Source organism: Serratia sp. AS12 (genome assembly GCF_000214195.1).
In the GTDB taxonomy this organism is placed as follows: Bacteria; Pseudomonadota; Gammaproteobacteria; order Enterobacterales; family Enterobacteriaceae; genus Serratia; species Serratia plymuthica.
The window spans coordinates 2,515,531-2,539,970 of sequence record NC_015566.1; the positions used below are offsets into that span (position 1 = coordinate 2,515,531).

Here is a 24,440-nt window from a genome sequence, read left to right on the forward strand (position 1 = left end):
GAGGCTAATAATGTAACCACTATCGTTCATTGCAGGCAATAAGGCACATACAGGTAACCCGGTATCATAAATATGACTGAACCATCTCATGATTTACAAAATGCGGACTGCCAGAAAATCAGCCAGGTGCTGGCCCGTGTCGGAGAGAAGTGGAGCATACTTATCATTATGCTCCTCGCAAATGGACCGCGTCGTTTCACCGAAATTAAGCGCGCCATCAATGGAATATCACAAAGAATGCTTACCCTGTGCCTGAAAGGCCTGGAGCGGGACGGCCTGATTAAACGTACGGTTATCGCCGTGATGCCGCCACATGTGGAATATGAACTGACCCCGCTCGGCCACTCGCTGACTGAGCCGGTCATCGGACTGGGAATGTGGGCAAGCAGGCACATTGCTGATATTGATGCGGCCAGAGAAGCGTTTGACGCCCGCGCAGCAGCCAGGGACATTGCTGTCTCGTCAGGTAAATAAGCCTGGTGGTACGCTGCTGACCAAGGCGCGTGGCAGGGGCGAGGTTAGCCGTGTTCTCCTGAAGGTGAAAGAGCCGCATGAGGCAGGTTCGATGAAGGGGCGGCGCACTGCCCGGCAGTAAACCCGCCCCTTTGTCTGGTTGTTAAACCCCGGCAACAGACTCGCGAACGAAGTCTTCATAAGTGCGCAGCGGGTGCCCGATAAGGGTCTGAAGCTGTTCTACGGTTCCTTCAGCGGCTTGCATGCCGAACGCCTGGATACCTGCCATCATCAGACGCATGTCATAAGCCAGCCAACTGGGACTGTATGAAGTGAGTTGGCCTTCGAAAGCCGCGACGTCATCCCCTCCGTATAGGATCTCCCGACCCAGGGCAGAACTCCATATTTTCGCCACGGACGCACCGGTAAGCGGTTGCGGCCCAATCAACTCCAGCGTTACGCGTTCTTGCGCAGACGATGCTCTGTCGCGTCGCAGCAACTCAGCCACGGCGACATCCGCGATATCTCGCGCATCAATCATTGAGACGCCTGCCGAGCCGATTGGCATCGGGTATACCGAGTAGCTCTCAATCGTCTGTTGAACCATGTGGTCGTTTTGCATGAAGTAAGCCGGGCGCAAAATGGTTGCGGAAATGTCGTGGCTTTCGATCATGCGTTCAACCGTGTGCTTGCCGGTAAAGTGCGGGACGTTAGTAAACTTGTCGGCATGAATCACCGACAGGTAAACGATGCGCTCGATGCCCGCCTCTCGAGCGAGGTTCAGCGCGATCAGGGCTTGCGTAACCTCGTCGGGCGTAACCGCATTAATCAGAAACAGCGTACGCACCGATGACAGTGCGGCGCGCATCGAGGCGACATCGGTGAGGTCTGCAACGACTTCAGTGACGCCTGCCGGGAACGCACGCTTACCTGCCTGGCGGACAAGGGCTTTGACCTCAGCGCCTGCGTCAGCCAGGCCCTGAGTGATGAGTGAACCAATAGTGCCGGTGGCACCGGTAACGAGAATGCTCATGTTTGAAACTCCTGCATAGGTATAGGGTTAACGAGAGAAGTCCGCAACGACCTTGCCGGTCCGTGAAAGGGTACGATTGCGTTCGACTGCTGCGGGAATATCAGCGAAGCCCACTACGTCGCCAATTCTGGACTGAAGGATGCCGTCGGCGACTTCTTTGGCCAGTTTTTCCAGCAATTCGGGCTCGGGCTTATTCATAAACCAGAGCCCCCGGCGGTTTTCCGGCGTGCGGGTCAGAATGTCCGGCGACGATGTACCGATCACTACGCCGTCCGGAGCCAGTACCTGCCAGGAACGGTCCAGCACTTCACCCCCGACGTAATCGAGCACCAGGTTTATGTCCCGGGCGACGTCCTCGAAACGTTGAGAGCGGTAGTCGATGACACAATCGGCGCCGAGGCTGCGCACAAAGTCCAGATCGGCCGTGCCCGCAGTCGCGAAGACTTCGGCACCTGCCCGTTTGGCAAACTGCACGGCGTAGGCGCCCAGTCCACCGGCCGCGCCATGAATAAGGATTCGCTGGCCCGGAGAGAGCGGTCCTGCGTGGTGTAAGCTGTTCCAGGCCGCGACGGCGGCTACGGGGATGGCGGCGGCATGGACATCGTCCAGACTCTCGGGTGTCGGGGAGAGGTTTGCTTCATCGATTGCCGCGAATTCGGCGTACGCGCCCAGTCCTGCCATTGCGCCCATGACGCGGTCGCCGACACGAAAGCGAGAGGCATCGGAGCCGACAGCCTCGACAACCCCTGCCATCTCGGCGCCCAGGATGATGGGGAAGGGAAGCGGAAAGGCATTTCGTACCTGGCCTTCACGAACTTTCCAGTCAATACCGTTTACGCCAGCGGCCTGAACCCGAACCAGAACCTGGCTTTGTCCCGGTGTCGGCTTTTCGATCTCTGCCACTTCTGCGGCATCGGCCCCGCCGTAGTGACGGATCAGTACAGCACGTTGTATGTTGTTCATTGCAGTTCCTCGTATCTCGTTCTGATAACGAGACAGTATTCCGTTGCAATAAAAAAACAAAGAGCATAAAACGTAGACACCTTGTTTCAAAAATGGAACACCATGAACCTGAACGCGCTGTCTGATTTTATCCTCGTCGCAACGAATGAAGGGCTGGGGAAGGCAAGCCGTGCGAGCGGCATTTCCAAAGCCACGCTATCGCGACGGATCGCCGATCTTGAGGAGCAACTGGGTGTGAGGCTGATCGAACGTAGCGCTCGCGGTTTGAAGCTCACCGAAGCCGGCGAAATGCTGATGTCCCGAACCGAAGGTCTGCTGAATGAGGTAACCGAAGCCATAACGGCGGTCGGTGACGGTATTTCGACGCCTCGCGGACGTTTGCGTGTAGCGGCACCCGTTTTGTTTTCCCAGCTTTCGATGGGGCGCATTGGCGCGGAATTTTGTGCAGCCTACCCGGAAATTGAGATTGAGGTCGTGGCGGAAGATCGCATGGTGGATCTCGTCGAGGAACAATTTGACGTTGCCATTCGGATCAACCCCAGTCCCGACAGCAATTTAGTCGGGCGGTGTTTCGCCAAAGACAGGCTGGTTGTCGTGGCTGCACCTGAAATACTCAAGCCGACACCCGGTGCAATTAGACCCGTTCCCAGCATCGTAACCTCGAGTTTCCAGCCTACGCACTGGAGTCTCGATGGAGGGCAACTGGTCCTGGAGCCGATCCCAAAGCTGCGCTTCTCTTCGTTGCTGATGGTTCGGGATGCCGCTATTGCCGGCGGTGGTGCTGCCCTCATTCCTCAGTCCATCGCATGGAATCAGCTTGCCCGTGGCGATTTGATTCAGTGGGGCACGGTGTCGGGCGCAGATCGAGCACTTTGGGTATTGCATACCTCCAGGCGGCTTGCTGCGCCAAAGGTTCGCGCCTTCGTCGATTTCCTTTGCGCCAGATACCCGGACATGTCGCTGGTTCTAACGGGGTGACGTTACAATACTGATGAAGCATCGCGGACAGTAAAGACAGGTATCGAACGCTTTGGTCATCTGGATAAATAAGGAAATTATGATGAAGAGAGAGACATTATTCAGTTACGCCCGGGAACATTTTAAATCTGAGCCGGAATATCTCTGGCGTAACCTGCCGGGCTATGCCGTACTTCGCCATCATGACGGAACCAAATGGTTCGGTCTCGTGATGAATGTCCCCGGTACAAAGCTGGGTCTGAAGACGGATGATGTGTTGGATGTCCTCGAAGTGAAAGTCAGGCCGGAGTACATCGGTTCATTGCGTAAAAAAGACGGCATTTTGCCCGCTTACCATATGAACAAAGAGCACTGGGTTAGCGTGCTTCTTTCCGGGCCGCTAACGCCAAAGGAAATACATGAGCTGCTTGCTGACAGCCATGATCTGACATCCTGACAACATAATTCAAAAAACAAGATTCGCGTGATATCGCAGAGATCGCGGTGGCTGCACTGCTGCGTCGCGACAGGGCATCAGGTGTGTTCGATAGCGTGGCTACCGGCGCGGTATAACCGGGTTTGTCGCGCGGCGATCGCGGGCCTCTCTCGCGATCACCGCGCACTGCCGATGATTTCTTGCCGGATGGAGCAGGTTCAGGATTGCGGAATGACGATATCGGCGCTGATGCGCGCGCCGTCGGCATCAAACACCAGGCATTGTTGTGCCTGGAATCCCGGTTGCAATTTTTGATAGGGCCGGAAATTCGCATCGCCGGGCAACAGCATTTTAAAACCATCGTGGCCGTGGCATTGGCCGAACAGATAGGTGTTGTTGCCGAGCCGTTCGACCACTTCGCAGTGGAAATCCAGGCGTAACGGTGAATCTGAGTGGGTTGTCAGATGCTCGGGGCGAATACCCAGCGTAACCGGCTCGCCGGGAGAGATCTGCAGGGTGGAGAGGGCGAGGGCCAGGGTTTTGTCTGCGCCTATGGAGACGGTCAGTAGCTCTGGCGTCCAGCTCACCACGGTGGCCGGCAAAAAGTTCATCTTTGGCGAGCCGATAAACCCGGCGACGAATTTGTTGATCGGGTTGTAATACAGCGCCATCGGCGCGCCCATCTGTTCCACCTTGCCGTAATTCATGACCACAATCTTGTCGGCCAGCGTCATCGCTTCAACCTGATCGTGGGTGACATACACCATGGTGGTTTTCAGCTCCTGGTGCAGCTTGGCGATATGCAAGCGCATATCGACCCGCAGCTCGGCATCCAGGTTGGAAAGCGGTTCATCAAACATGAAGACTTTGGGATTGCGCACGATGGCGCGCCCGATAGCGGTACGTTGGCGCTGGCCGCCGGAAAGCTGTTTGGGTTTTCTGTCCAGCAGATGGGTCAGTTGCAGGGTTTTTGCCACCATCTCGATCTGATGGCGGATCTCTTCTTTCGGCGTCCCGTTCACCTTTAATCCATAACCCATGTTTTCGGCGACGGTCATGTGCGGGTAGAGCGCGTAGGACTGAAACACCATGGCTACGCCCCGGTGAGCGGGCGCCACATCGTTAACCCGTTCTTCGCCAATCAGGATATCCCCGTCGCTGATCTCCTCCAGCCCGGCAATCATGCGCAACAGCGTAGATTTACCGCAGCCTGACGGCCCCACGAACACGGCGAATTCCCCGCCTTTAATCTCAAGGTTGATATTGTGCAACGTCACCGTTTTACCAAAACGCTTGGTGACATTCCTCAGTCTTATGCTGGACATCTTGTTGATCCTCGGAAGTTATCAATAGGCAAACCCTGTCAGGGCGTCTTCTGGGCGTTACTCTTGTTTGTATGTAATACGTATAACAAATATTTTCTCATCATCATAACGGCCAGAACGTCTTGAAAAGACTATAACTGCGCTGGATTTCAAGCCATATCACCGGTTTTCATTTCTGCAATAACGATCACACAATGGTGATAATTGTATAGAGTTGGCGTGGTTCTCAGCGTAGCGTATAACAAGTCGAGGCAATGATCAGGTTATCGCATTACACGTTGTAATACTGAACATTGTGCCAGGCCTGAAGCATCTAATCCCAAAGTGATAAAACAAAAATGTAATACCTTCACATGAGGTGGGTAATGAAAACCAAAACAATCACTGCTCTGGTACTGGCCACATTGGCGGCCAGTCAATATTCCGGTTTCGCCCTCGCAGCGGCAGGCCAACAGCTTACCGTCTGGGAAGACATCAAGAAGTCCGACGGCATCAAGGGTGCCATCGCCGATTTCGAAAAACAGAACGACGTGAAGGTTAACGTGCTGGAAATGCCGTTTGCGCAGCAGATTGAAAAGCTGCGGCTGGACGGCCCGGCCGGTATCGGCCCCGATGTGCTGGTGATCCCTAACGATCAGGTGGGTGCGGCGGTGGTGCAAGGTTTGTTATCGCCGATAAAGCTGGATCAGGCCGCAGCCGACGCGTTCACCAAGCCGTCCATCGGCGCGTTCACCATGAATCAAACGCTGTACGGCGTGCCGAAAGCGGTGGAAACGCTGGTGCTGATTTACAACAAGGATTTGCTGCCGCAGCCGCTGGCTAATCTGGATGCCTATTACGATTTCTCCAAACAGCAGCGTGCGGCGGGCAAATACGGCCTGCTGGCCAAGTTTGACCAGATTTATTACAGCCGCGGCGCGATCGCCGGCATGGGCGGTTATATCTTTGGCAACGACGGCAAAGGCGGGTTGAATCCGTTGGATATCGGCCTGAACACCCCCGGCGCGGTTGAAGCCGTCAGTTACCTGAAAAAATTCTACGCCGATGGCCTGTTCCCGGCGGGCATCATCGGCGATGGCGGGTTGAACGCTATCGATTCCCTGTTCACCGAGAAGAAAGCCGCAGCGGTGATCAACGGCCCGTGGGCCTTCCAGCCTTATGCCGACGCGGGTATCAACTATGGTGTAGCGCCTCTGCCAACCTTGCCGAACGGCAAACCGATGAACTCCTTCCTGGGCGTGAAAGGGTACGTGGTTTCCACCTGGAGCAAAGATAAGGCGTTGGCTCAGAAGTTCATCGAGTTTATCAATCAGCCGGCCTACGTGAAAACGCGCTATCAGGTGACCAAAGAGATCCCTCCGCTGGTGGCGATGATTGACGATCCGCTCATCAAGAACGACGAGAGAGCCAGTGCGGTAGCCATTCAGGCCAGCCATGCGACCGCCATGCCGGGCATTCCTGAAATGCAGGAAGTCTGGGGGCCGGCCAACGCGGCGCTGGAACTGAGCATGACCGGCAAACAGCCGCCAAAAACGGCGCTGGACGATGCCGTCAAACAAATCAAAATGCAAATCGAAGCGATGCAGGCCAGCAACCAGTAACCGAGCCAAAGTTGTCTTTGAACCCGAGATACCCGGGCCTAGCGCACCGAGGGGCCATTATGGGACACATCCGTGTGTCCCACCCTGCGGGCCGACATGGAGTCGTTCCAATTTGCTCCCGGCAAATTGGTCGGCGGGCAAGCCGCTACGACCCCTACGGCACGCTCTCCCTAATAACGGGCTTTGCCAGCAGTCTGCAACGGGAGGTCTCCTCCCGTTTTCAAGAAGGAGCAGTGTGTGATTGTCACTCCAAGTGAAAAGTTGTCCGCCGACCGAGGCCGATACAGCCATTCCGTGGGGGCGCTGATATTGGCGCTGATCCCCGGGTTTGGTCAGTTCTATCATCGCCAGTGGGCGAAAGGGCTGATCTTTCTGGTGCTGCTCAGCAGCTTTGTCGGGGTGACCTGGCAGTTCCTCACCGAAGGGCTGTGGGGGCTGTATACGCTCGGCAGTGAAGTGCCACGCGATAACTCCATTTTCCTGTTGGCGGAGGGGATCCTCAGCGTATTGGTGATTGGCTTTGGCCTGGCGATTTACGGCCTGTCGATACGCGACGCCTGGGTGAATGGCAGAAAGCGCGATGCCGGTATGGCGCTGAACAGCGTGCGCAAGCAATACCAGATGCTGCTGAGCGAAGGCTTTCCTTATCTGATGATCACACCGGGGTTTATCCTGTTGGTGTTCGTGGTGATCTTCCCCATTTTGTTTGGCTTCTCTATCGCCTTTACCAACTACAACCTGTATCACACGCCGCCGGCCAAGCTGGTTGACTGGGTCGGGTTCAAGAACTTTATCAATATCTTCACGCTGTCGATCTGGCGTTCCACCTTCTTTGACGTGCTGCAATGGACCGTGGTCTGGACGCTGTTGGCCACCACGCTGCAATGCACGGTAGGGGTGATGTTGGCGATCCTGGTCAATCAGAAGGATTTACGTTTCAAACCGCTGATCCGCACCATTTTCATTTTGCCTTGGGCGGTGCCGGGCTTTGTCACCATTCTGGTGTTCGCCGGGATGTTCAATGACTCGTTCGGGGTGATCAACAATGCCATTCTGGCGTTTTTCGGCATCGCACCGAAAGCCTGGATGACCGATCCGTTCTGGACCAAAACTGCGCTGATCATGATGCAGACCTGGCTGGGCTTCCCGTTTGTGTTCGCCATGACCACCGGCGTGCTGCAGGCGATCCCGGATGACCTGTACGAAGCCGCGACCATGGACGGGGCGAGCACCTGGACCAAGCTGCGCACCATCACGTTGCCGCTGGTGCTTTACTCGATTGCGCCGATCATCATCACGCAATACACCTTCAATTTTAACAATTTCAATATCATCTACCTGTTCAATAACGGCGGCCCGGCGGTGGCCGGCTCCAACGCAGGGGGGACGGACATTCTGGTGTCCTGGATCTATAAGCTGACGATGTCGTCTTCGCAGTACGCCATCGCCGCCACCATCACCATTCTGTTGTCGATTTTCGTGGTGGGCATCGCGCTGTGGCAGTTCCGCGCCACCAATTCGTTCAAGAACGATGATGCGGCCTAAGGGGATAGCAATGTCAAAGAGCATCAAGAAAGAGAAGTGGGTGCGTTTATCGCTGTCCTGGCTGGTGATTATTCTGGTGTCCGCCATCATCATCTACCCGCTGGTGTGGACCGTCGGCGCGTCGCTCAATGCCGGCAACAGCCTGCTGAGCAGCTCGATCATCCCGGAGAACCTGTCGTTTCAGCACTATGCCGACTTGTTCAACGGCAAGGTCAATTACCTGACCTGGTATTGGAACTCGATGAAAATCAGCTTCCTGACCATGGTGCTGACGCTGATCAGCGTCAGTTTTACCGCCTATTCGTTTTCACGCTTTCGTTTCAAGGGGCGGCAGAACGGCCTGATGTTGTTCCTGCTGTTGCAGATGATCCCGCAGTTCTCCGCGCTGATTGCCATTTTTGTGCTGTCGCAGCTGCTGGGGCTGATCAACAGCCATATGGCGCTGGTGTTGATCTACGTGGCGGGGATGATCCCGATGAACACCTATCTGATGAAGGGCTATCTGGATGCGATTCCGAAGGATCTGGACGAGTCCGCCCGGATGGACGGCGCCGGCAATTTCCGGATTTTTATCGAGATCATCATGCCGCTCTCCAAGCCGATTATCGCCGTGGTCGCACTGTTCTCGTTTACCGGCCCGCTGGGGGATTTCATCCTCTCCAGCACCATTTTGCGTACCCCGGACCAATATACGCTGCCCATCGGCCTGTATAACCTGGTGTCGCAAAAGATGGGCGCCAGCTACACCACTTACGCGGCGGGAGCGGTGTTGATCGCGCTGCCGGTCGCCATCTTATACCTGGCCCTGCAAAAGTACTTTGTTTCCGGCCTGACCTCTGGCAGCACAAAAGGATAATGCGATGAAAACATTCAAACCGGCTTTATTAAGCCTGTGTCTGGCGGCCGGGCTGTTGTCCGCCACGGCGTTTGCGGCGGACAGCGTCATCATCAAACCGCTGAGCAATGTTCCGACCGGCTTTATCAAGGGCGTGGATATTTCTACCCTGGCGGATGTGGAGCAGCATGGCGGCAAGTTCTACGACCAGAACAACGTTCAACAGGATCCGCTGGTCATCCTCAAACACAATGGCGTGAACTATGTGCGTCTGCGCCTGTGGGTCGATCCGCAAGACAGCGCAGGCCAATCTTATGGTGCCGGCAATAACAATCTCGCCACCACGTTGGCGCTGGCCAAGCGCGTCAAGGCGCAGGGTATGAAGCTGCTGCTGGATTTCCATTACAGCGACTTCTGGACCGATCCCGGCAAGCAATTCAAGCCTAAAGCCTGGGATAAAATGAGCTATGACCAGCTGAAAACGGCGATCCATGACTATACCCGCGACACCATCGTCAGCTTCAAGCAGCAAGGCGTGTTGCCGGATATGGTGCAGATCGGCAATGAGATTAATGGCGGCATTCTGTGGCCGGAAGGCAAAAGCTGGGGCCAGGGCGGCGGGGAGTTTGATCGCCTGGCCGGGTTGCTGAACGCGGCGATCGCCGGGCTGCGGGAAAACCTCGATTCGCCTTCACAGGTGAAAATCATGCTGCATTTGGCCGAGGGCACCAAGAATGACACTTTCCGTTGGTGGTTTGACGAGATAACCCGGCGCAATGTGCCGTTCGATGTCATAGGTTTATCGATGTACACCTATTGGGACGGCCCCATCTCAAAGCTGCAAACCAATATGGACGACATCAGCAAGCGGTATAACAAAGACGTGATTGTGGTTGAGGCCGCTTACGGTTATGGCCTGGAAAATTGCGACGATACCGACAACAGTTTCTCCGCCAAAGAAGCGCAGGATGGGGGATACCCGGGCACCGTTCAGGGGCAGGCCGATTTTATTCGCGATCTGATGCAAAGCATCATTAACGTGCCAGATAACCGTGGCAAAGGCGTGTTTTATTGGGAGCCGACCTGGATCGCCGTGCCGGGGGCCGGTTGGGCTACGTCGGCCGGGATGAAATATATCGGTGAATCCGGCAAGGATGGCAACGCGCGTGAAAACCAGGCGCTGTTTGATTGCCGGGGTAAAGTGCTGCCTTCATTAAAGTCATTTAATTAATTGCGCCGTCCGTAATAAAGAATTTCAGTAATTATTTTCTAAGGAATTATGATGAATAAATTTCCTCCTTTGAGTGCAAAGGTGCCTGGCCTATTGCATGGAGCAGACTACAACCCGGAACAATGGGCTAATTATCCGGGCATGGTGGAGAAAGATGTAGAGCTGATGACGCAGGCTAACTGCAATATTATGTCGGTAGGGATATTCAGCTGGTCGAAGCTTGAACCTGAAGAGGGTAAATATCAATTCGCGTGGTTGGACGAGGTGCTGAATAAGTTATATGCGCAGGGTATTCACGTATTTTTGGCTACGCCAAGCGGCGCGCGTCCGGCGTGGTTGTCGCAGAAATACCCGGAGGTATTACGCGTGGGGCGCAATCGGGTACCCGCGTTGCACGGTGGCCGACACAACCATTGCCTGTCATCCCCGGTGTATCGTCGCAAGGTGAATGAGATCAACCTGGCGTTGGCTCAGCGCTATGCGCACCACCCGGCGGTGATCGGCTGGCATATTTCCAACGAATACAGCGGCGAATGCCATTGCAGCCGTTGCCAGAGCGATTTCCGCGATTGGTTGCAGCAGCGTTATCAGACGCTGGATCGGTTGAACGAGGCCTGGTGGAGCGATTTCTGGAGCCACACCTACAGTGATTGGTCGCAGATTGAATCGCCCGCGCCGCAGGGTGAGGTGTCGATTCACGGTCTGAACCTGGACTGGCGGCGTTTTTGCAGCACCCAGGCCACCGATTTCTGCGCGCAGGAAATTGCGCCGCTGAAGGCGGCCAATCCAGACTTGCCGGCCACCACCAACTTTATGGAATATTTCTACGATTACGATTACTGGCAGATGTCGAAAGTCATCGATTTCATCTCCTGGGACAGCTACCCGATGTGGCATAACCGGCAGGACGAAACCGGCCTGGCCTGCTATACCGCCATGTTCCACGATCTAATGCGCAGCCTGAAACAGGGCAAGCCTTTTGTGCTGATGGAATCGACGCCGAGCGTCACCAACTGGCAACCGATCAGCAAGCTGAAGAAACCGGGCATGCATATTCTCTCCTCACTGCAGGCGGTTGCGCACGGAGCGGATTCGGTGCAGTACTTCCAGTGGCGCAAAAGCCGCGGCTCGGTGGAGAAATTCCACGGTGCGGTGATTGACCATTCCGGGCGGCTGGATACCCGCGTCGGCAAGGAGGTGAGCGAGCTGGGTCGGTTGTTGACCGCCATGGCACCGGTCGCCGGTAGCCGGGTCGAGGCGCGGGTGGCGATTATCTTCGACTGGGAAAGCCGCTGGGCGATGGACGATGCCCAAGGGCCGCGCAACGCCGGGCTGCATTACGAGCAGACGGTGGTGGAGCATTATCGTCCGTTCTGGGAGCAGGGCATCGCGGTGGATATCATCAACGCCGATTGCGATCTCTCTGGTTATAAACTGGTGATTGCGCCAATGCTGTATATGGTGCGCGAAGGTTTTGCCGCGCGTGCGGAAGCCTTTGTCCGGCAGGGCGGGCAGTTTGTCGCCAGCTACTGGAGCGGCATCGTCGATGAAAGCGATCTGTGCCATCTGGGCGGTTTCCCGGGACCACTGCGGCCGCTGCTGGGGATCTGGGCGGAAGAGATCGACAGCCTGACGGATGACGAGACCAACAGTATTCGCGGCGTGCCGGGCAATGAGCTGGGTTTGCAGGGCAGCTATCAGGCGCGCCATCTGTGCGAGCTGATCAACCTGGAGGGCGCCACCGCGCAGGCGGTCTACGGCGGTGATTTTTATGCCGGCCGCCCGGCGTTGACGGTCAACCGCTTTGGCGACGGCAAGGCGTGGTATGTCGCTTCGCGCAACGATGCCTCATTCCAGCGTGATTTCTTTATGGCGATAGCGCAACAGCTGGCGTTGCCGCGCGCACTGGACACGGTATTGCCGACGAGCGTAACCGCACAGCGGCGCACCGACGGTGAATCCGAGTTCATTATCGTGCAGAACTACAGCGACAAGGCAAAAACCGTGGCGTTGCCGGCGGTGTATACCGATATGTCGAATGCCAAGACTCTACAGGGCGAAATGACGTTGGCCCCCTGGGGCTGCCGCCTATTGACCCGCAAGTTGGCCTAGTTTCTTTCCCTTGCGCCCGTTCAGTCGAACGGGCGTTTTTTTACGTCTGTATCTTATGAGGAAATAACCATGGTCAGTTTAAAAGCCTTTACGCATTATTTCTCGCACCCGAAATCGCCGGTAGAAGATAATAATGTCGACATGCTGTTTTTAGAAACGCTGATGCGGCATTTGGGCGGCCGAGAAAATATCCAGCATGTCGACGCCTGTATTACCCGCTTGCGCGTGACGGTGACGGATTTAGCTAAAGTCGATACGGAAGGCTTGCAACAGTCGGGCGCTTTGGGGGTAATTATTATCGGTCAGGAGGTGCACGCGATATTTGGCAAGCAGTCAGATAATTTGCGTAAATTATTGGCGGAACGTTTTTCGGTTAATCATCAGGAATAAAAAATAATTGGTAACCCCCAAAAAGGGGGTTACCAATGGACGACCGCAACCGGAGAGCATCGTCAAAGACACAGAAGATAATGATGAGAGGATTAAGGTACTGCCAATAAACCAAGAGCCGTTATTTATCCTGAGTTATGCCTGTTACCACCAGGCTTCAACCTGCACGCCAAAGTTCCAGGTATTGCTGGCGGTGCCGTCCTTGAATGAATTGCCTTGCTCTGAATCATTGAGATAGGAGGCGTAGACGCGCAATTCAGGGCGGGACATGAATTCCGGTCCATCCGCCAACCCCAGCGCCAAGGTGTACTTTTCGCCGCCTTGCTTGTAGTGGCTGCCATCTTTGTGATCATCTTTCTGGTAGAAAGCGCCGGCTTCGCCAATGCCGCGTACGTACTGCGTGAACTGATACTGTGCCCGGCCTACCAGAGAGATCAGGTTACTCTTGTCGATCGCATCGCTGAGATCGCTGGCGGAACCCCAGGTCAACACGTGGTTAAGGGAGAACTTGTCGGTAATCGGGATCAGACCGGTATTGATCACCCGGTAACCTGTGGCATCGCGGGTGTTGTTCCAGACGTCATACCAACCGCCGCCCTGAGACACCATGTTCTGCGCCAGACCCTTGGTGGCGTACTGCAACACCATTTTGTTATAGCCGCCCAGCATGTCTTGGCTGATCTCGCCGGTCAGCATCACGCCGTTTTCCGCGTCGTACAGGCCGCCGTACTCTTTTTGCTTGTTGGTCGGGTTCGGCATCGCATAATCGATACCAAACTCGGTCCAGGCGCCGGTCCACGGTTTCCAGCCGGCATAGCGCAGGTCGAGATAGTTGATGTTGAGGTCGTTATCGTTGTCGACACGGTAATCCACGTCGTTGCCGTCACCGCGGATCCAGGCTACGGAGATGGCGCCCGGCCCAAAGGAGAGGTTTTCCACCCCGGCACCCGCGCCGGATATGTTCCAGTATTTGGTATCGATGATGTGCAGGTCATGGCGCTGATAGTAGCGCTTGCCGCCCCAGATCACCGCGTTAGGGTCGCCCGGGATCAGCCCTTTGATTTGCAGATTAAGCTGACGCAACCCGAATTCGGCGTCATCCCCCAGCGTGGTTTCACTGTCGTTTGAGCCGTCCGATACCATGCTGACCATAGTGTCGAGATAGAAGCTGACGTCGTTCTTTTTGTAGACTTCGCTGCCCAGTTCGATTTCACCGTAGGTGTCGGATTCGTTGCCCAGACGGCCAATTTTGTTCTTCTGCCATTCTTCTAACCCACCATCCTGGGATACCCCGACACCGGAGCGCAGATAGCCATGGAAATCGATCCCTGGTGTTTCGGCGGCAAAGGCAACCGGTGAGGAAAGCGCCATCGCCAAAGCGACAGACAATGTGCGTAGTCTTGTTTTCATGTATGCCTCATTATGTTTTTGTATTACGTTCACATCCGCGCAGCAATAGAATGGCTAATCATGACAACACACAATCGCGTTATTGATTTATTGTGATTTAGTGCAAATAAAACAGCAGGATTTGTAACGGTTAGTGAGACAGATCACTAAGTCTGGATATGTGAACGAATAACTTTTCTGGAAATTTGATGGATGTGATCGGGGTAACTATGCGGTGAGGGGGGCGCCTGTTACAATCAGTCCAGAGCAATCACAGGGAACGGATTATGAAGTCGAAAAGCACCACGTTAGAGGATGTTGCCCGCCATGCCGGCGTGTCTTACCAGACGGTTTCACGGGTGTTGAACAAGTCAGCCAATGTCTCTGAAACCACGCGTCGCAAGGTTGAACAATCTATTGAGCTCCTCAGGTACGTGCCCAATCGTCTGGCGCAGCAGTTGGTGGGCAAACAGAGCCGAACGGTGGGGCTGGTCACCATCTCCCTGGCTTTGCATGCCCCTTCGCAGGTGGCGGCGGCGGTAAAACGTTACGCCAATGCGGAAGGCTATCAGGTGCTGATTTCAATGATTGATGAGAACGTCAATCATGGCATTCAGGACTCGATCAACGATCTCAAGTCGCAGCGGGTAGAAAAGGTCATCATCAACGTACCGCTGGAGACGACGGTGGCGGAAAAAATCGCCGCGGACAACGATGACATTACCTGCCTGTTCCTCGACGTTGACCCTTACAGTTCAGTGTTTAACGTTTCTTTTAACCCGGCCGACGGCACCCGTGCCAGCGTCAAGTATCTTTACGAGCTGGGGCACCGCGACTTTGCCTTGCTGGCTGGGCCGCAATACTCCATTTCGGCCAATTTGCGCCTGAAGAACTGGCAGGATGCGCTGCAGGATTATGGCCTGACGCCGGTCACGGTGCTGCACGGCAACTGGGACGCGCAAAGCGGTTACGCCGGCGCATTGCAGATGCTGCGCGAGACCCCTCATTTCTCGGCGGTGCTGGTGGGGAATGACCAAATGGCGCTCGGGCTGCTAAGCGCCTTCCATCAGAACCAACTGCCGATACCGGGGCAAAAGTCGGTGATTGGCTATGACGATGCTTATGAAAGCGCCTTCTTCTACCCGGCGCTGACCACCGTCTCGCTGGATCTGGATTTGCAGGGCAAGGAAGCGGTCAGGAAGGTGCTCAACACCAGCGAGAGCGAGCTGTCGCGTGCGTCATCGATTCTGTCGGCAAAGCTGGTGATCCGTAATTCCACCGGGCCACGCGAGCATAATGACAAGGATTTGAAGCAGATTGCCGAACAGCTGCGCCTGCTGGCGCAACGCCTGGAGCAGTGATCGCGGCCAGGCGCTGTTCGACATCGGTATTATCCGGCTCCGGTGTTTGCGTCCCAAACTGCCAGCAAGGCAGTTGCGGCGCTATCGAGCACCGAATGACCGACACCGTCGCGCGCCAACGTCGAAACGCCCAGCAGGAAGCTATCAAACAAAGTGGCGAGGGCTGCAGCGTCGGTATCCTTGGCCAGTTCGCCGCCGGCGATGCCTCTTTCGATGCAGCGCATAAAACCGTTCAGCGTACGCAGGCGCGAATCGGCAAGCGGTTTCAGGACCGCCGAATGCTCATCCGTGCCACCTGTCATTACGCTCAATGCAACCATGCACCCCTTGGGATGTTTATCTTCACACTGCATCTTCACCGAGCGGCGCAGCGAGGTTTCAATCGCCTCTCTGGGCGGCAGGGAGTCATCCCAGAGCGCATCATTGACCCGCCCATAGCTGTTGAGATAGCAGGCAACCGCTTCTCTGAACAGCGCTTCTTTCGAACCAAAGGCGGCATAAAAACTGGGCGCGGTAATGCCGCCGCCAATGTTCGCCTTAAGCTGAGCCAGAGAGGTGGCCTCATACCCGTGCTGCCAAAACAGATGCAATGCCTGCTGAACGGCCTCGTCGCGGTCGAACCGGCGAGGGCGACCCATTTGTGCCATGGCTGACTCCATGTTTGTAAGTTACATACCGATCAGTATAAATCTTGTTGACACTCAGATGATAGCTCCTTAGCATAATTATACCACTCGATACATAAATCAATTCCAGTGACGTACTGACCGAAATGCACCCTGGCAAAAGAGTGCATTTCGCTGTCGCCTATATTTATACCGATCGATATATAAATGGATAAACCATGAGCCAAACGACTACCCATTGCAGTGATGTCAGGGCGATCCACGAGGAGACACAGCGTTTGCCGATTGCCGCGCTGCTGGCATTAGCCATGACGGGATTTATTTGCATTGCTACCGAAACGCTCCCCGCCGGTTTGCTGGCCCAGATCGCACCCGGCCTGCAGGTGTCGCCTTCGCTTGCCGGACAGATGATCACCGCCTACGCGCTAGGTTCGGTACTGGCTGCCATTCCGTTGACGCTCGCCACTCAGCGTTGGCGGCGACGTAATGTTTTGCTGCTGACTATTGCGGGTTTTTTTCTCTTTAACTCGATCACTGCCATGTCGGGCAGCTTTGCGGTTACGCTGACCGCGCGCTTTTTTGCCGGTGCGGCGGCGGGACTGGCCTGGAGCCTGCTCGCCGGCTATGCGCGCCGGATGGTGGCGCCTCATCTTCAGGGCAAAGCGATGGCGGTGGCGATGGTGGGCGCACCGGTAGCGCTGTCGTTGGGCGTGCCGCTCGGGACCTGGTTGGGATCGGTGGTCGGTTGGCGCGCCGCCTTTGGCGTTATGTCGCTGCTGTCGTTGGTATTAATTGTTTGGGTGCTGGTAAAGGTGCCGGATTATCCGGGGCAGACGGGAACAAAACGGCTGCCGCTGCACAAGGTGTTGATGACCCCCGGCGTCAGATCGGTATTGGGCGTGGTAGTGCTGTGGATGTTCGCTCATAACATTCTCTATACCTACGTTGCGCCCTTTGTTACGCCGGCCGGCCTTGGCGACCGGGTTGATGCGGTATTGCTTATTTTCGGGTTGGCGGCGCTGGCGGGGATCTGGATCACCGGCCGGGTGGTTGATCGCCACCTGAGAACGGCGGTGCTGACCAGCCTCGCGCTCTTCGCCGCCACCAGTGTGCTGTTGGGCCTGGGATTCCAGAATGCAGGAGTGATCTATGTCGGCATGGTGCTGTGGGGGTTGAGTTTCGGCGGTGCGGCGACGCTATTGCAGACCGCACTGGCGGATGTCGCCGGTGAAGGTGCGGATGCGGCGCTGGCCATGAACGTGGTTACCTGGAATAGCGCCATCGCCGGTGGCGGCATTTTCGGCGGGATCTTGCTTGATCGGTATGGCCCGGCGTTTTTCCCCTGGGCAGCGCTGGTGCTTCTGTTGGGCGCACTGGCTGTCGCGGCTGCGGCTAAACGGCACGGATTCTCTGCGGGAAGACGCCAGGGCTGAACCCGGCGGTTGCAGATGGCGCATTCCGTGCGCCATCCGGCTTCAATCCTCGGGTCAGGTGTTATCTACCCGGGGATTGGAACGAGTCGGTTGACTGGGGTATTCCACCTGATGCTTGTGTAAATAGTCCCGTATCAGTTGCCGGATCACCAGACGGAGTGACGTCCTGTTGCAGGCACAGCTCTTCAAGGGCTTTTTTCTTATCCGGATCGATGAGTATCGTCAGTCGTGCCGTTTTCTTTTCCATGAGGATTCCTCCAGAGGATGAAAATGGCATGCTGAATAATCGGCTAAATAGTTTCCGTTTCCCAAACGGAGCCCTTTCATCAAAGCGTGCTCACAATCAGTGCAATGACCTTCAAACATGCCCTCGACGACGGGTGCTATCTCTGCAGAGATCAGCTATATTCATCCTATCCCCCCTCATAGGATACAACTATGCATCAACATGAAACACATCCCGATATCATCAAGCGACTTAAGCGTGCAGCGGGTCATCTGAACAGTACAATCCTGATGCTGGAAAATGGAAGAACCTGCCTTGATATCGCACAACAGCTTCAGGCGGTTGAAAAGGCGGTGACTAATGCAAAAAAAACGCTCATCCATGATCACCTCGATCACTGTCTGGATCACGCTGTGAAGGCTGACGGGGAAGTATCACCGGCAGTTGTCCGTGAATTTAAAGAAATAACAAAGTATCTCTGAGGTGCGTCATGCGCGATTTTTCCTCCCTGCTGCAGCAAGGCGTGGGTAACGCCTGGCTGTTTATTCCCAGCGCTATCTTGCTTGGCGCCTTGCATGGTCTTGAACCTGGACACTCCAAAACGATGATGGCCGCCTTCATTGTGGCTATTCGCGGCACGATGAAACAGGCGGTTTTGCTGGGGCTGGCGGCGACTGTCTCGCATACGGCGATAGTGTGGTTAATCGCTTTTGGCGGCATGTATTTGAGCCGTCAGTTTACCGCAGAGGCGACAGAACCTTATTTTCAACTCTTTTCCTCGATCATTATCTTGGGTACCGCACTTTGGATGTTTTGGCGTACCTGGCGGGGTGAACAACAGTGGAAAGCCGAACAAGCTTATGAGCTTGAACATCAGGGCCATGACGAATCACACCTGATTGATACTGGCCATGGGCGCGTTGAATTGTCGATCTTTGAAGACGGCATACCACCGCATTGGCGTTTAAGAAATGTCGCTGGGCAAAACTGGGGAGCAAAGTCGGTCACGGTGACTACTGTGCGCGAAAAGGGCTTCCCACAGATTTTTGAATTCGAGGAAAAAGACGGCTTCTTGCAATCCGTGCATGCGATCCCCGAACCGCATAATTTCACGGCGCGTTTATCGTTAGGCCATGGCGGGCATTCTCATGACTATGACGTCGAGTTCAAAGAACATGACCATCACCACGATCATGATCATTCGGCGTTGGCAGGATTGGATGTTTCTTCGCAGGAGTATCAGGATGCCCATGAGAAAGCGCACGCTAACGATATCAAACGTCGTTTTGCCAACCAAAATGTGACGACCGGTCAGATTATTCTCTTTGGTTTGACGGGCGGATTGATCCCATGCCCTGCGGCAATCACCGTACTGCTGCTGTGCATCCAGGTGAAGGCATTTAGCTTAGGTGCGGCATTGGTACTGTGTTTTAGCATCGGCCTGGCAATGACCTTGGTGGTGGTGGGTGTTGCTGCCGCTTATAGCGTCAGGCAGGCGACAAAACGCTGGGGCGGTTTCAACACATTGGCCCGCCGTGCCCCTTATTTTTCAAGCATATTGATTGCCGCGGTGGGTATCTACATGGGTATCCACGGTTGGACAGGTTTGATGAATTGATGTGGTCCTGCGCATTGGTGGCCGAGGCTAAAGGGCACGGATTCTCTGCGGGGAGACGCCAGGGCTGAACCTGGCGGTTGCAGATGGCGCATTCCGTGCGCCATCCGGCTTCAATCCTCGGGTCAGGTGTTATCTACCCGGGGATTGGAACGGGTCGGTTGACTGGGGTATTCCACCTGATGTTTGTGCAAATAGTCCCGTATCAGTTGCCGGATCACCTGAGACGGGGTGACGTCCTGTTGCAGGCACAGCTCTTCAAGGGCTTTTTTCTTATCCGGATCGATGAGTATCGTCAGTCGTGCCGTTTTCTTTTCCATGAGGATTCCTCCAGAGGATGATAATCAAATGATAATGGCATGCTGGGTAATCGGCTATCCAACCCACAATTTCTAGTTAAAATGCAGCCGCTCAATTTTGCGCGACAGAAAACCTAAATCACAGCCAAAGGTCGGACCGACGGCGGCGGAAAGGCTGCGCAGCAGGCTGAGCGGCGTCTCAACATGGCCCGGTGTAGCGTAAATAATGACGTTGCCGCTGGGTGCCACGCAGTAAAGAACGGTTTTAAATGCGCAGTGCAAGCTGTGATACAGCAGCGTGCTGTCATCGGGCACTTCATGATAATTCAGCACCAACCAGCCCTGAGGCGAAAGACGACCGGCGCATTGATCCAGAAAATTTCGCGTGCCCTGTTGCGGGTCCATCGCGAAGGCGCTGTAAAGATCGGAAAATATCAGGTCATACTGCCGAGTGGCGGGAGCCTGTAAAAAATCGGCGGCATCAGCGGTGTGCAAGGTGACCGTTTTATCGGCGGGCAGGGTGAAATAACGGCGGGCGACAGACACCACCGCCGGGCGCAGTTCCACCACGTCCAGCAACATGTTGGGATCATAGGCATGCAATGCCCGCACCAGGCTGCCGCCTCCCAGACCGAGGATCAGCGCCGCCGAAGGCGGTTGCCAGGCTACGGCCATCAGCATGGTTTTTATGTAGTTGTGAACCGGCACCTGCGGCGCGCTGATGCACATTTTGCTCTGCTCGCAAATGCCGTCGAAACGCAGGGTACGGTAGTCTTTGTGGTCAGAAACGATAATTTCACCGCAATGGTCTTCCTCCCGGGCGATGATTTGTCCACGGGGAGAAAAATCAAGGCTATTGAGCAACTTATCAACAATAGACATGGTAGCTTCGCTTTGGCTCCTTTAGAAACGGGGGCTTATTTACGGGCGCACATAAATTCGGCCGTACAGATACGGCGGCCATTGACCGTCGCCATTCCGGAAAAACGGGCAATGCCGGATCGTTGCCGGACAAAGGCGACGTCCATGCGCAATTGGTCGCCGGGTTGGGCCGAGCGGTAGAAACGGGCGCGTTGAATGGACGCAAAGTAATAATGTTCGCCTTCTGACAACGGGCCGAGAAAGTAGTGGGCCAGCAGGCCGGTGCTCTGCGCCAGGGCTTCCACCATCAGGATGCCGGGGAAAACGGTGGTCTGGTGGTGGCCGGTCCAAAAGGTCGGTTCATTGGCGGTAATGTTTTTGATGGCGCTCAAGCGCCCTTCAGAAATCGACGTGCCGGCGGGCAGAATGCGGTCGACCAGCAGACAGGGGAACCGGTGTGGCAGGATAGATTGAACATCCTGGTACTGTAGTGGATTTCCATTCAGCGGCATGATTGATTTTGGATCCTGTCAGCGGGACGAAGCTCGGCCAGCGGTGGCTTATGCGCCCGGCGGGAATGTAATAGCATTATAATGTTATTATCATCATATGCACTAACTGAAAATCGCCAGGTCGGGCATTAACCGCCGTTTAGTGACAACGTAACTTTAAATTGACGATTGAAATTGGCGTCCAACAGATTGATGGATAATTATTTTTAATGGGAGAGAGGGTTAGCCGCCATCAGAGTGATGACGGCCAGATCGGTGAATCAGTGCTTCTCACGCGTTATTTTATCGAGGTAGCCCATCAGGAAAGCGGAAAGCACGAAGGTGAGGTGGATAATCACATACCACATCAGCTTATTGTCCGGCACGTTTTTGGCATCCATAAACACCCGCAACAGGTGAATGGAAGAGATAGCGACAATGGATGCGGCTACCTTGCTCTTCAGTGAGGTGGCGTCCATTTTCCCCAGCCAGCTCAACTTTTCTTTGTGCTCGCTGATATCCAACTGCGAAACAAAGTTTTCATAGCCCGAGAACATCACCATGATCAGCAGGCCACCCACCAGCGCCATGTCGATCAGCGAAAGCAGGGTGAGCACCAGATCCCCTTCGGTTATGGAGAAGATGCTCGGCAGAACATGCAGTATCTCCTGGAAGAATTTGATCGACAGCGCCACCAGCGCCAGCGACAAGCCAAAGTAAACCGGTGCAAGCAGCCAGCGAGAGGCATACATAGCGTTTTCTATAAAGCGTTCCATAGTCATCTGAGTTTGTTACCAAAAGAGACGCACAGTATAGCTCAGGACGCCCGGAGGAAGGCAAGCGCGGCACCTTGTGGTTACTGCACCTTAACTTTTAACGCCTTTGTTATCCACGTGGCCTAATGGCCGCTCGGGGAAGCATCGATCGCGCAAACGCTGTTTGAGCACTGCCGCGTCGGGGAAGCCGCCTTCGGTTTTGCGATCCCAGATGACAAAGCCATCCACGGCTATCTCATAAATGCCGCCGGTGCCGGGAACCAGCGTAACGGCGGCCAAATCGGTGCTGAAGGTGTGGAGCAATTCTTGCGCCATCCACGCGGCACGCAGCAGCCAGTTGCATTGCGAACAATAGTGAATGGTGACAGCGGGGGACGTTTTCATTGAGCAGGCCTGGGCGGTAAGATTTTCTCATCATCATCGAATGCCGCCGCAACCCTGTCAAGCCGGCCGTTCAGGGCGCAACAGGGTCAAATCGATCCGCCATTTATTGATTTTATTGTACAGCGTGGTGCGCGATAGTCCGAGCCGCTGCGCAGCCTGCCGCAGATTGCCGCCACTGGATTCAATCACCTGCATGATATGGGTACGTTCGTTATCTTCCAGCCTCGCGGACGGTGTTGCGTCAGGTTCAGTACGATCACGAGTGATTTCCTCCGGCAGGTCGCCCACGTCGATCTGTAGCCCTTCGCACAGGTTCACCATTCGTTCCACCAGGTTTTCCAGTTCGCGCACGTTGCCCGGCCAGCGCCAGGCGCTAAGGCAGGCCATCGCTTGCGGTGATACCTGCGGCGGGATTTTTTTCATGCGCGTACAGAGTTTGTGCACAAAGCCGTTAACCAGCCCGACGATATCTTCCCGTCGTTCGCGCAGCGGCGGAACCGAGAGGGAGATGACGTTCAGGCGGTAATACAGATCGCGCCGGAAAGCGCCATTCTCCACCGCCTGCGCCAGATCGCAATTGGTGGCCGCCACGATGCGCACGTTGACCTTCACCGGGTGGGTGGCGCCGATCCGCAGCACTTCACTCTCCTGTAGTACGCGCAGCAGACTGGTTTGCGCATCCAGCGGCATTTCGCCGATTTCATCGAGCAGCAAAGTACCGCCATCCGCCAGCTCAAATTTCCCGGCGGAACCGCCACGGCGCGAACCGGTAAAGGCGCCATCCACGTAACCGAAAAGCTCGCTCTGCACCAGATCGCGCGGCAAGGCGCCGCAGTTAACGGCAACGAAGGGTTCATTGCTGCGTGCGCTGCCGTTGTGGATCGCCTGAGCAAACAGCTCTTTGCCGGTTCCGCTCTCGCCGGTCAGCAGAACGGTGCTGTCGCTGCGGCTGCTGGTACGCGCCTTGGCGATGGCTTCCCGTATGCGGCTGGAGTGGCCGTATATCATGTCAAAGGTATAGCTGGCGCTGACGCCCATCACTCGGCGGGTGATAGCGCGAATACGCTGGTTCTCCCGCAGGGAGAGCACCCGGCCGTCATCCGGCGCGGGCATCAACGAAATCACGCAGGAGAGGGCCGGTTTGCCTTCGGGCATAAAGACCATTTCACGATCGTTACAAAACGGCATGGTCAGCAGCGAGCCGGACTGCGGGCGCAGCAACTGGTCGAGGGACAGGTTGCCAGGCTCCAGGCCGTCAAAAATCTGGCGCGCATAGCGGTTGACGGTTTTCAGCCTGCCGTGGCGATCGCAGACAATAACGCCTTCATTCAGCGTTTCCATAATGGACTGTTGTTCCGCCAGCAGCCGACGCAACTGCAACTGTTGGCCGACGGCTTCCGCAGCCGCCTGCACGGTGCCCAAGGTGTGGGCGTTGAAGTTATCCGGCGTGGCGGTGAGCGTCAGCACGCCGATCATCACGCCTTCAGCGTTACGCACCGGTGCTGCCGCACATTGGCGATGGCGCTGACGCAGGCCCATTTTCCAGTTTTCACCGCTTAACACATACACCAGGCGCTGTTCCCGCAGGCAGCGCGCGGTGCAGTTGGTGCCCTGAACCTCCTCGCTGAGGATGCTGCCGACCGGTGTCAAATCCGCTCCGCAGTAGTGAAGGGTGACGCCGGAGGCATCGGTCAGGTTGATGTGGCCGTCAGGGTTGTAGGCCAGCAGGTTTTCCATGATGCTGTGCGCCACCTTAATCAGCTCGTTGTTTTGCGCCAGAATCATCTGCAACCGCTCTGCCGGCGGCGAGTGATAGACAAACTCTTCGGGGTCGATGCCGTTTTCACGCGAACGTTGCCAGGATTGCAGGATCGACTTGCGGATCCAGCCGGGTTGCCCGCCTTCATTAAAAACCTGCCAGCCTTGCCAAAACAGGCTATCCCATTCACTGGCCTCCGGGCCTCCCGGGAGGCTGAAAATCGGGTCGCTCTCGTCTTTGATCGGCATCAGTCCGGCGGCAGTGTGCATGCGGCTCTCCAGTTTGGAATGTAATGTTCATTTTATTGACATGTGAAATTGACATGTCAATTTAGTTGTC

Annotated in this window: 24 protein-coding genes and 1 pseudogene; 13 read left to right on the plus strand and 12 right to left on the minus strand. The window is 55.5% G+C overall.

The features are described from left to right. Positions 1 to 72: 72 nt before the first annotated feature. On the plus strand, positions 73 to 474 hold the full coding sequence (locus SERAS12_RS11765) for a helix-turn-helix domain-containing protein (RefSeq protein ID WP_013812862.1): 402 nt from the start codon (positions 73 to 75) through the stop codon (positions 472 to 474). Between the two features lie 142 nt (positions 475 to 616). Here SERAS12_RS11765 and SERAS12_RS11770 read toward each other — a convergent pair whose 3' ends face one another. Both SERAS12_RS11770 and SERAS12_RS11775 read right to left on the minus strand, forming a co-directional pair. After that, on the minus strand, positions 617 to 1,486 hold the full coding sequence (locus tag SERAS12_RS11770) for an NmrA/HSCARG family protein (protein ID WP_013812863.1): 870 nt from the start codon (positions 1,484 to 1,486) through the stop codon (positions 617 to 619). Positions 1,487 to 1,513: 27 nt separating this feature from the next. Then, complete coding sequence (locus SERAS12_RS11775) at positions 1,514 to 2,449, minus strand: NADP-dependent oxidoreductase (protein ID WP_013812864.1); 936 nt, start codon at positions 2,447 to 2,449, stop codon at positions 1,514 to 1,516. A gap of 102 nt (positions 2,450 to 2,551) precedes the next feature. Here SERAS12_RS11775 and SERAS12_RS11780 point away from each other — a divergent pair, with 102 nt between their 5' ends. Further along, on the plus strand, positions 2,552 to 3,427 hold the full coding sequence (locus tag SERAS12_RS11780) for a LysR family transcriptional regulator (protein ID WP_013812865.1): 876 nt from the start codon (positions 2,552 to 2,554) through the stop codon (positions 3,425 to 3,427). An 82-nt stretch (positions 3,428 to 3,509) separates the two neighbouring features. Continuing rightward, positions 3,510 to 3,863, plus strand: a complete 354-nt coding sequence (locus SERAS12_RS11785) for an MmcQ/YjbR family DNA-binding protein (protein WP_013812866.1) — start codon at positions 3,510 to 3,512, stop codon at positions 3,861 to 3,863. Between the two features lie 197 nt (positions 3,864 to 4,060). On the opposite strand, the gene SERAS12_RS11790 is transcribed toward SERAS12_RS11785, so the two are convergent. Further along, positions 4,061 to 5,167, minus strand: a complete 1,107-nt coding sequence (locus SERAS12_RS11790; RefSeq protein ID WP_004944356.1) for an ABC transporter ATP-binding protein — start codon at positions 5,165 to 5,167, stop codon at positions 4,061 to 4,063. 365 nt (positions 5,168 to 5,532) lie between these two features. Between SERAS12_RS11790 and SERAS12_RS11795 the strand changes: the two genes are divergently transcribed. From SERAS12_RS11795 to SERAS12_RS11820, 6 genes are all read left to right on the plus strand, one after another. Further along, the gene (locus tag SERAS12_RS11795; RefSeq protein ID WP_013812867.1) at positions 5,533 to 6,768 is read left to right on the plus strand and encodes an extracellular solute-binding protein; all 1,236 of its coding nucleotides are present in this window, start codon (positions 5,533 to 5,535) and stop codon (positions 6,766 to 6,768) included. 237 nt (positions 6,769 to 7,005) lie between these two features. Next, on the plus strand, positions 7,006 to 8,313 hold the full coding sequence (locus SERAS12_RS11800) for a carbohydrate ABC transporter permease (RefSeq protein WP_013812868.1): 1,308 nt from the start codon (positions 7,006 to 7,008) through the stop codon (positions 8,311 to 8,313). Positions 8,314 to 8,317: 4 nt separating this feature from the next. Then, on the plus strand, positions 8,318 to 9,169 hold the full coding sequence (locus tag SERAS12_RS11805) for a sugar ABC transporter permease (RefSeq protein ID WP_037430937.1): 852 nt from the start codon (positions 8,318 to 8,320) through the stop codon (positions 9,167 to 9,169). 4 nt (positions 9,170 to 9,173) lie between these two features. After that, positions 9,174 to 10,379: an arabinogalactan endo-beta-1,4-galactanase gene (locus SERAS12_RS11810; RefSeq protein WP_013812869.1), complete on the plus strand. Its 1,206-nt coding sequence runs from the start codon at positions 9,174 to 9,176 to the stop codon at positions 10,377 to 10,379. Between the two features lie 51 nt (positions 10,380 to 10,430). After that, entirely contained in the window at positions 10,431 to 12,491 is a 2,061-nt protein-coding gene (locus SERAS12_RS11815) for a beta-galactosidase (RefSeq protein ID WP_013812870.1), read from the plus strand. 69 nt (positions 12,492 to 12,560) lie between these two features. Next, positions 12,561 to 12,881, plus strand: coding sequence for a PTS transporter subunit EIIB (locus tag SERAS12_RS11820; RefSeq protein WP_013812871.1), 321 nt, complete (start codon positions 12,561 to 12,563; stop codon positions 12,879 to 12,881). A 144-nt stretch (positions 12,882 to 13,025) separates the two neighbouring features. On the opposite strand, the gene SERAS12_RS11825 is transcribed toward SERAS12_RS11820, so the two are convergent. Beyond that, on the minus strand, positions 13,026 to 14,291 hold the full coding sequence (locus SERAS12_RS11825) for a maltoporin (RefSeq protein WP_013812872.1): 1,266 nt from the start codon (positions 14,289 to 14,291) through the stop codon (positions 13,026 to 13,028). A 266-nt stretch (positions 14,292 to 14,557) separates the two neighbouring features. On the opposite strand from SERAS12_RS11825, the gene SERAS12_RS11830 reads away from it, so the two are divergent. Further along, positions 14,558 to 15,631, plus strand: a complete 1,074-nt coding sequence (locus SERAS12_RS11830; RefSeq protein ID WP_013812873.1) for a LacI family DNA-binding transcriptional regulator — start codon at positions 14,558 to 14,560, stop codon at positions 15,629 to 15,631. A 29-nt stretch (positions 15,632 to 15,660) separates the two neighbouring features. Here the strand turns inward: SERAS12_RS11830 and SERAS12_RS11835 are convergent, their stop codons facing one another. Then, positions 15,661 to 16,278, minus strand: coding sequence for a TetR/AcrR family transcriptional regulator (locus SERAS12_RS11835; RefSeq protein WP_013812874.1), 618 nt, complete (start codon positions 16,276 to 16,278; stop codon positions 15,661 to 15,663). A 197-nt stretch (positions 16,279 to 16,475) separates the two neighbouring features. On the opposite strand from SERAS12_RS11835, the gene SERAS12_RS11840 reads away from it, so the two are divergent. Beyond that, positions 16,476 to 17,690 carry an MFS transporter gene (locus SERAS12_RS11840; RefSeq protein WP_013812875.1) on the plus strand — a complete coding sequence of 405 codons (1,215 nt, stop codon included), beginning with the start codon at positions 16,476 to 16,478 and terminating at the stop codon, positions 17,688 to 17,690. A gap of 54 nt (positions 17,691 to 17,744) precedes the next feature. Here SERAS12_RS11840 and SERAS12_RS11845 read toward each other — a convergent pair. Next, positions 17,745 to 17,937 (minus strand): annotated as a pseudogene (locus SERAS12_RS11845) (ribbon-helix-helix protein, CopG family). Between the two features lie 191 nt (positions 17,938 to 18,128). Between SERAS12_RS11845 and SERAS12_RS11850 the strand changes: the two are divergent. Then, positions 18,129 to 18,398 carry a metal-sensing transcriptional repressor gene (locus SERAS12_RS11850; RefSeq protein ID WP_013812877.1) on the plus strand — a complete coding sequence of 90 codons (270 nt, stop codon included), beginning with the start codon at positions 18,129 to 18,131 and terminating at the stop codon, positions 18,396 to 18,398. 8 nt (positions 18,399 to 18,406) lie between these two features. Next, on the plus strand, positions 18,407 to 19,534 hold the full coding sequence (locus SERAS12_RS11855) for a nickel/cobalt efflux transporter (protein ID WP_013812878.1): 1,128 nt from the start codon (positions 18,407 to 18,409) through the stop codon (positions 19,532 to 19,534). A 122-nt stretch (positions 19,535 to 19,656) separates the two neighbouring features. Here SERAS12_RS11855 and SERAS12_RS11860 read toward each other — a convergent pair whose 3' ends face one another. The 6 genes from SERAS12_RS11860 to SERAS12_RS11885 form a co-directional block, all read right to left on the minus strand. After that, positions 19,657 to 19,851: a ribbon-helix-helix protein, CopG family gene (locus tag SERAS12_RS11860; protein ID WP_006318355.1), complete on the minus strand. Its 195-nt coding sequence runs from the start codon at positions 19,849 to 19,851 to the stop codon at positions 19,657 to 19,659. 72 nt (positions 19,852 to 19,923) lie between these two features. Beyond that, positions 19,924 to 20,712 carry a spermidine synthase gene (locus SERAS12_RS11865; RefSeq protein WP_013812879.1) on the minus strand — a complete coding sequence of 263 codons (789 nt, stop codon included), beginning with the start codon at positions 20,710 to 20,712 and terminating at the stop codon, positions 19,924 to 19,926. Positions 20,713 to 20,747: 35 nt separating this feature from the next. Further along, a complete protein-coding gene (gene fabZ / locus SERAS12_RS11870) occupies positions 20,748 to 21,203 on the minus strand; it encodes a 3-hydroxyacyl-ACP dehydratase FabZ (protein ID WP_004944391.1) in 456 nt (151 codons plus the stop codon). A 260-nt stretch (positions 21,204 to 21,463) separates the two neighbouring features. After that, positions 21,464 to 21,958 (minus strand): TIGR00645 family protein, encoded by a 495-nt coding sequence (locus SERAS12_RS11875; RefSeq protein ID WP_013812880.1) that lies wholly within the window; start codon positions 21,956 to 21,958, stop codon positions 21,464 to 21,466. Positions 21,959 to 22,048: 90 nt separating this feature from the next. After that, positions 22,049 to 22,342: a SelT/SelW/SelH family protein gene (locus SERAS12_RS11880; protein ID WP_013812881.1), complete on the minus strand. Its 294-nt coding sequence runs from the start codon at positions 22,340 to 22,342 to the stop codon at positions 22,049 to 22,051. A gap of 57 nt (positions 22,343 to 22,399) precedes the next feature. Beyond that, entirely contained in the window at positions 22,400 to 24,370 is a 1,971-nt protein-coding gene (locus SERAS12_RS11885) for a sigma-54-dependent Fis family transcriptional regulator (RefSeq protein ID WP_013812882.1), read from the minus strand. Positions 24,371 to 24,440: the final 70 nt, after the last annotated feature.

Coding starts and splice junctions, on each gene's coding strand:
- SERAS12_RS11765 (WP_013812862.1), top strand. CDS start 73: ATGACTGAACCATCTCATGATTTACAAAATGCGGACTGCCAGAAAATC.
- SERAS12_RS11770 (WP_013812863.1), bottom strand. CDS start 1,486: ATGAGCATTCTCGTTACCGGTGCCACCGGCACTATTGGTTCACTCATC.
- SERAS12_RS11775 (WP_013812864.1), bottom strand. CDS start 2,449: ATGAACAACATACAACGTGCTGTACTGATCCGTCACTACGGCGGGGCC.
- SERAS12_RS11780 (WP_013812865.1), top strand. CDS start 2,552: ATGAACCTGAACGCGCTGTCTGATTTTATCCTCGTCGCAACGAATGAA.
- SERAS12_RS11785 (WP_013812866.1), top strand. CDS start 3,510: ATGAAGAGAGAGACATTATTCAGTTACGCCCGGGAACATTTTAAATCT.
- SERAS12_RS11790 (WP_004944356.1), bottom strand. CDS start 5,167: ATGTCCAGCATAAGACTGAGGAATGTCACCAAGCGTTTTGGTAAAACG.
- SERAS12_RS11795 (WP_013812867.1), top strand. CDS start 5,533: ATGAAAACCAAAACAATCACTGCTCTGGTACTGGCCACATTGGCGGCC.
- SERAS12_RS11810 (WP_013812869.1), top strand. CDS start 9,174: ATGAAAACATTCAAACCGGCTTTATTAAGCCTGTGTCTGGCGGCCGGG.
- SERAS12_RS11815 (WP_013812870.1), top strand. CDS start 10,431: ATGAATAAATTTCCTCCTTTGAGTGCAAAGGTGCCTGGCCTATTGCAT.
- SERAS12_RS11820 (WP_013812871.1), top strand. CDS start 12,561: ATGGTCAGTTTAAAAGCCTTTACGCATTATTTCTCGCACCCGAAATCG.
- SERAS12_RS11825 (WP_013812872.1), bottom strand. CDS start 14,291: ATGAAAACAAGACTACGCACATTGTCTGTCGCTTTGGCGATGGCGCTT.
- SERAS12_RS11830 (WP_013812873.1), top strand. CDS start 14,558: ATGAAGTCGAAAAGCACCACGTTAGAGGATGTTGCCCGCCATGCCGGC.
- SERAS12_RS11835 (WP_013812874.1), bottom strand. CDS start 16,278: ATGGCACAAATGGGTCGCCCTCGCCGGTTCGACCGCGACGAGGCCGTT.
- SERAS12_RS11840 (WP_013812875.1), top strand. CDS start 16,476: ATGAGCCAAACGACTACCCATTGCAGTGATGTCAGGGCGATCCACGAG.
- SERAS12_RS11850 (WP_013812877.1), top strand. CDS start 18,129: ATGCATCAACATGAAACACATCCCGATATCATCAAGCGACTTAAGCGT.
- SERAS12_RS11855 (WP_013812878.1), top strand. CDS start 18,407: ATGCGCGATTTTTCCTCCCTGCTGCAGCAAGGCGTGGGTAACGCCTGG.
- SERAS12_RS11860 (WP_006318355.1), bottom strand. CDS start 19,851: ATGGAAAAGAAAACGGCACGACTGACGATACTCATCGATCCGGATAAG.
- SERAS12_RS11865 (WP_013812879.1), bottom strand. CDS start 20,712: ATGTCTATTGTTGATAAGTTGCTCAATAGCCTTGATTTTTCTCCCCGT.
- fabZ (WP_004944391.1), bottom strand. CDS start 21,203: ATGCCGCTGAATGGAAATCCACTACAGTACCAGGATGTTCAATCTATC.
- SERAS12_RS11875 (WP_013812880.1), bottom strand. CDS start 21,958: ATGGAACGCTTTATAGAAAACGCTATGTATGCCTCTCGCTGGCTGCTT.
- SERAS12_RS11880 (WP_013812881.1), bottom strand. CDS start 22,342: ATGAAAACGTCCCCCGCTGTCACCATTCACTATTGTTCGCAATGCAAC.
- SERAS12_RS11885 (WP_013812882.1), bottom strand. CDS start 24,370: ATGCACACTGCCGCCGGACTGATGCCGATCAAAGACGAGAGCGACCCG.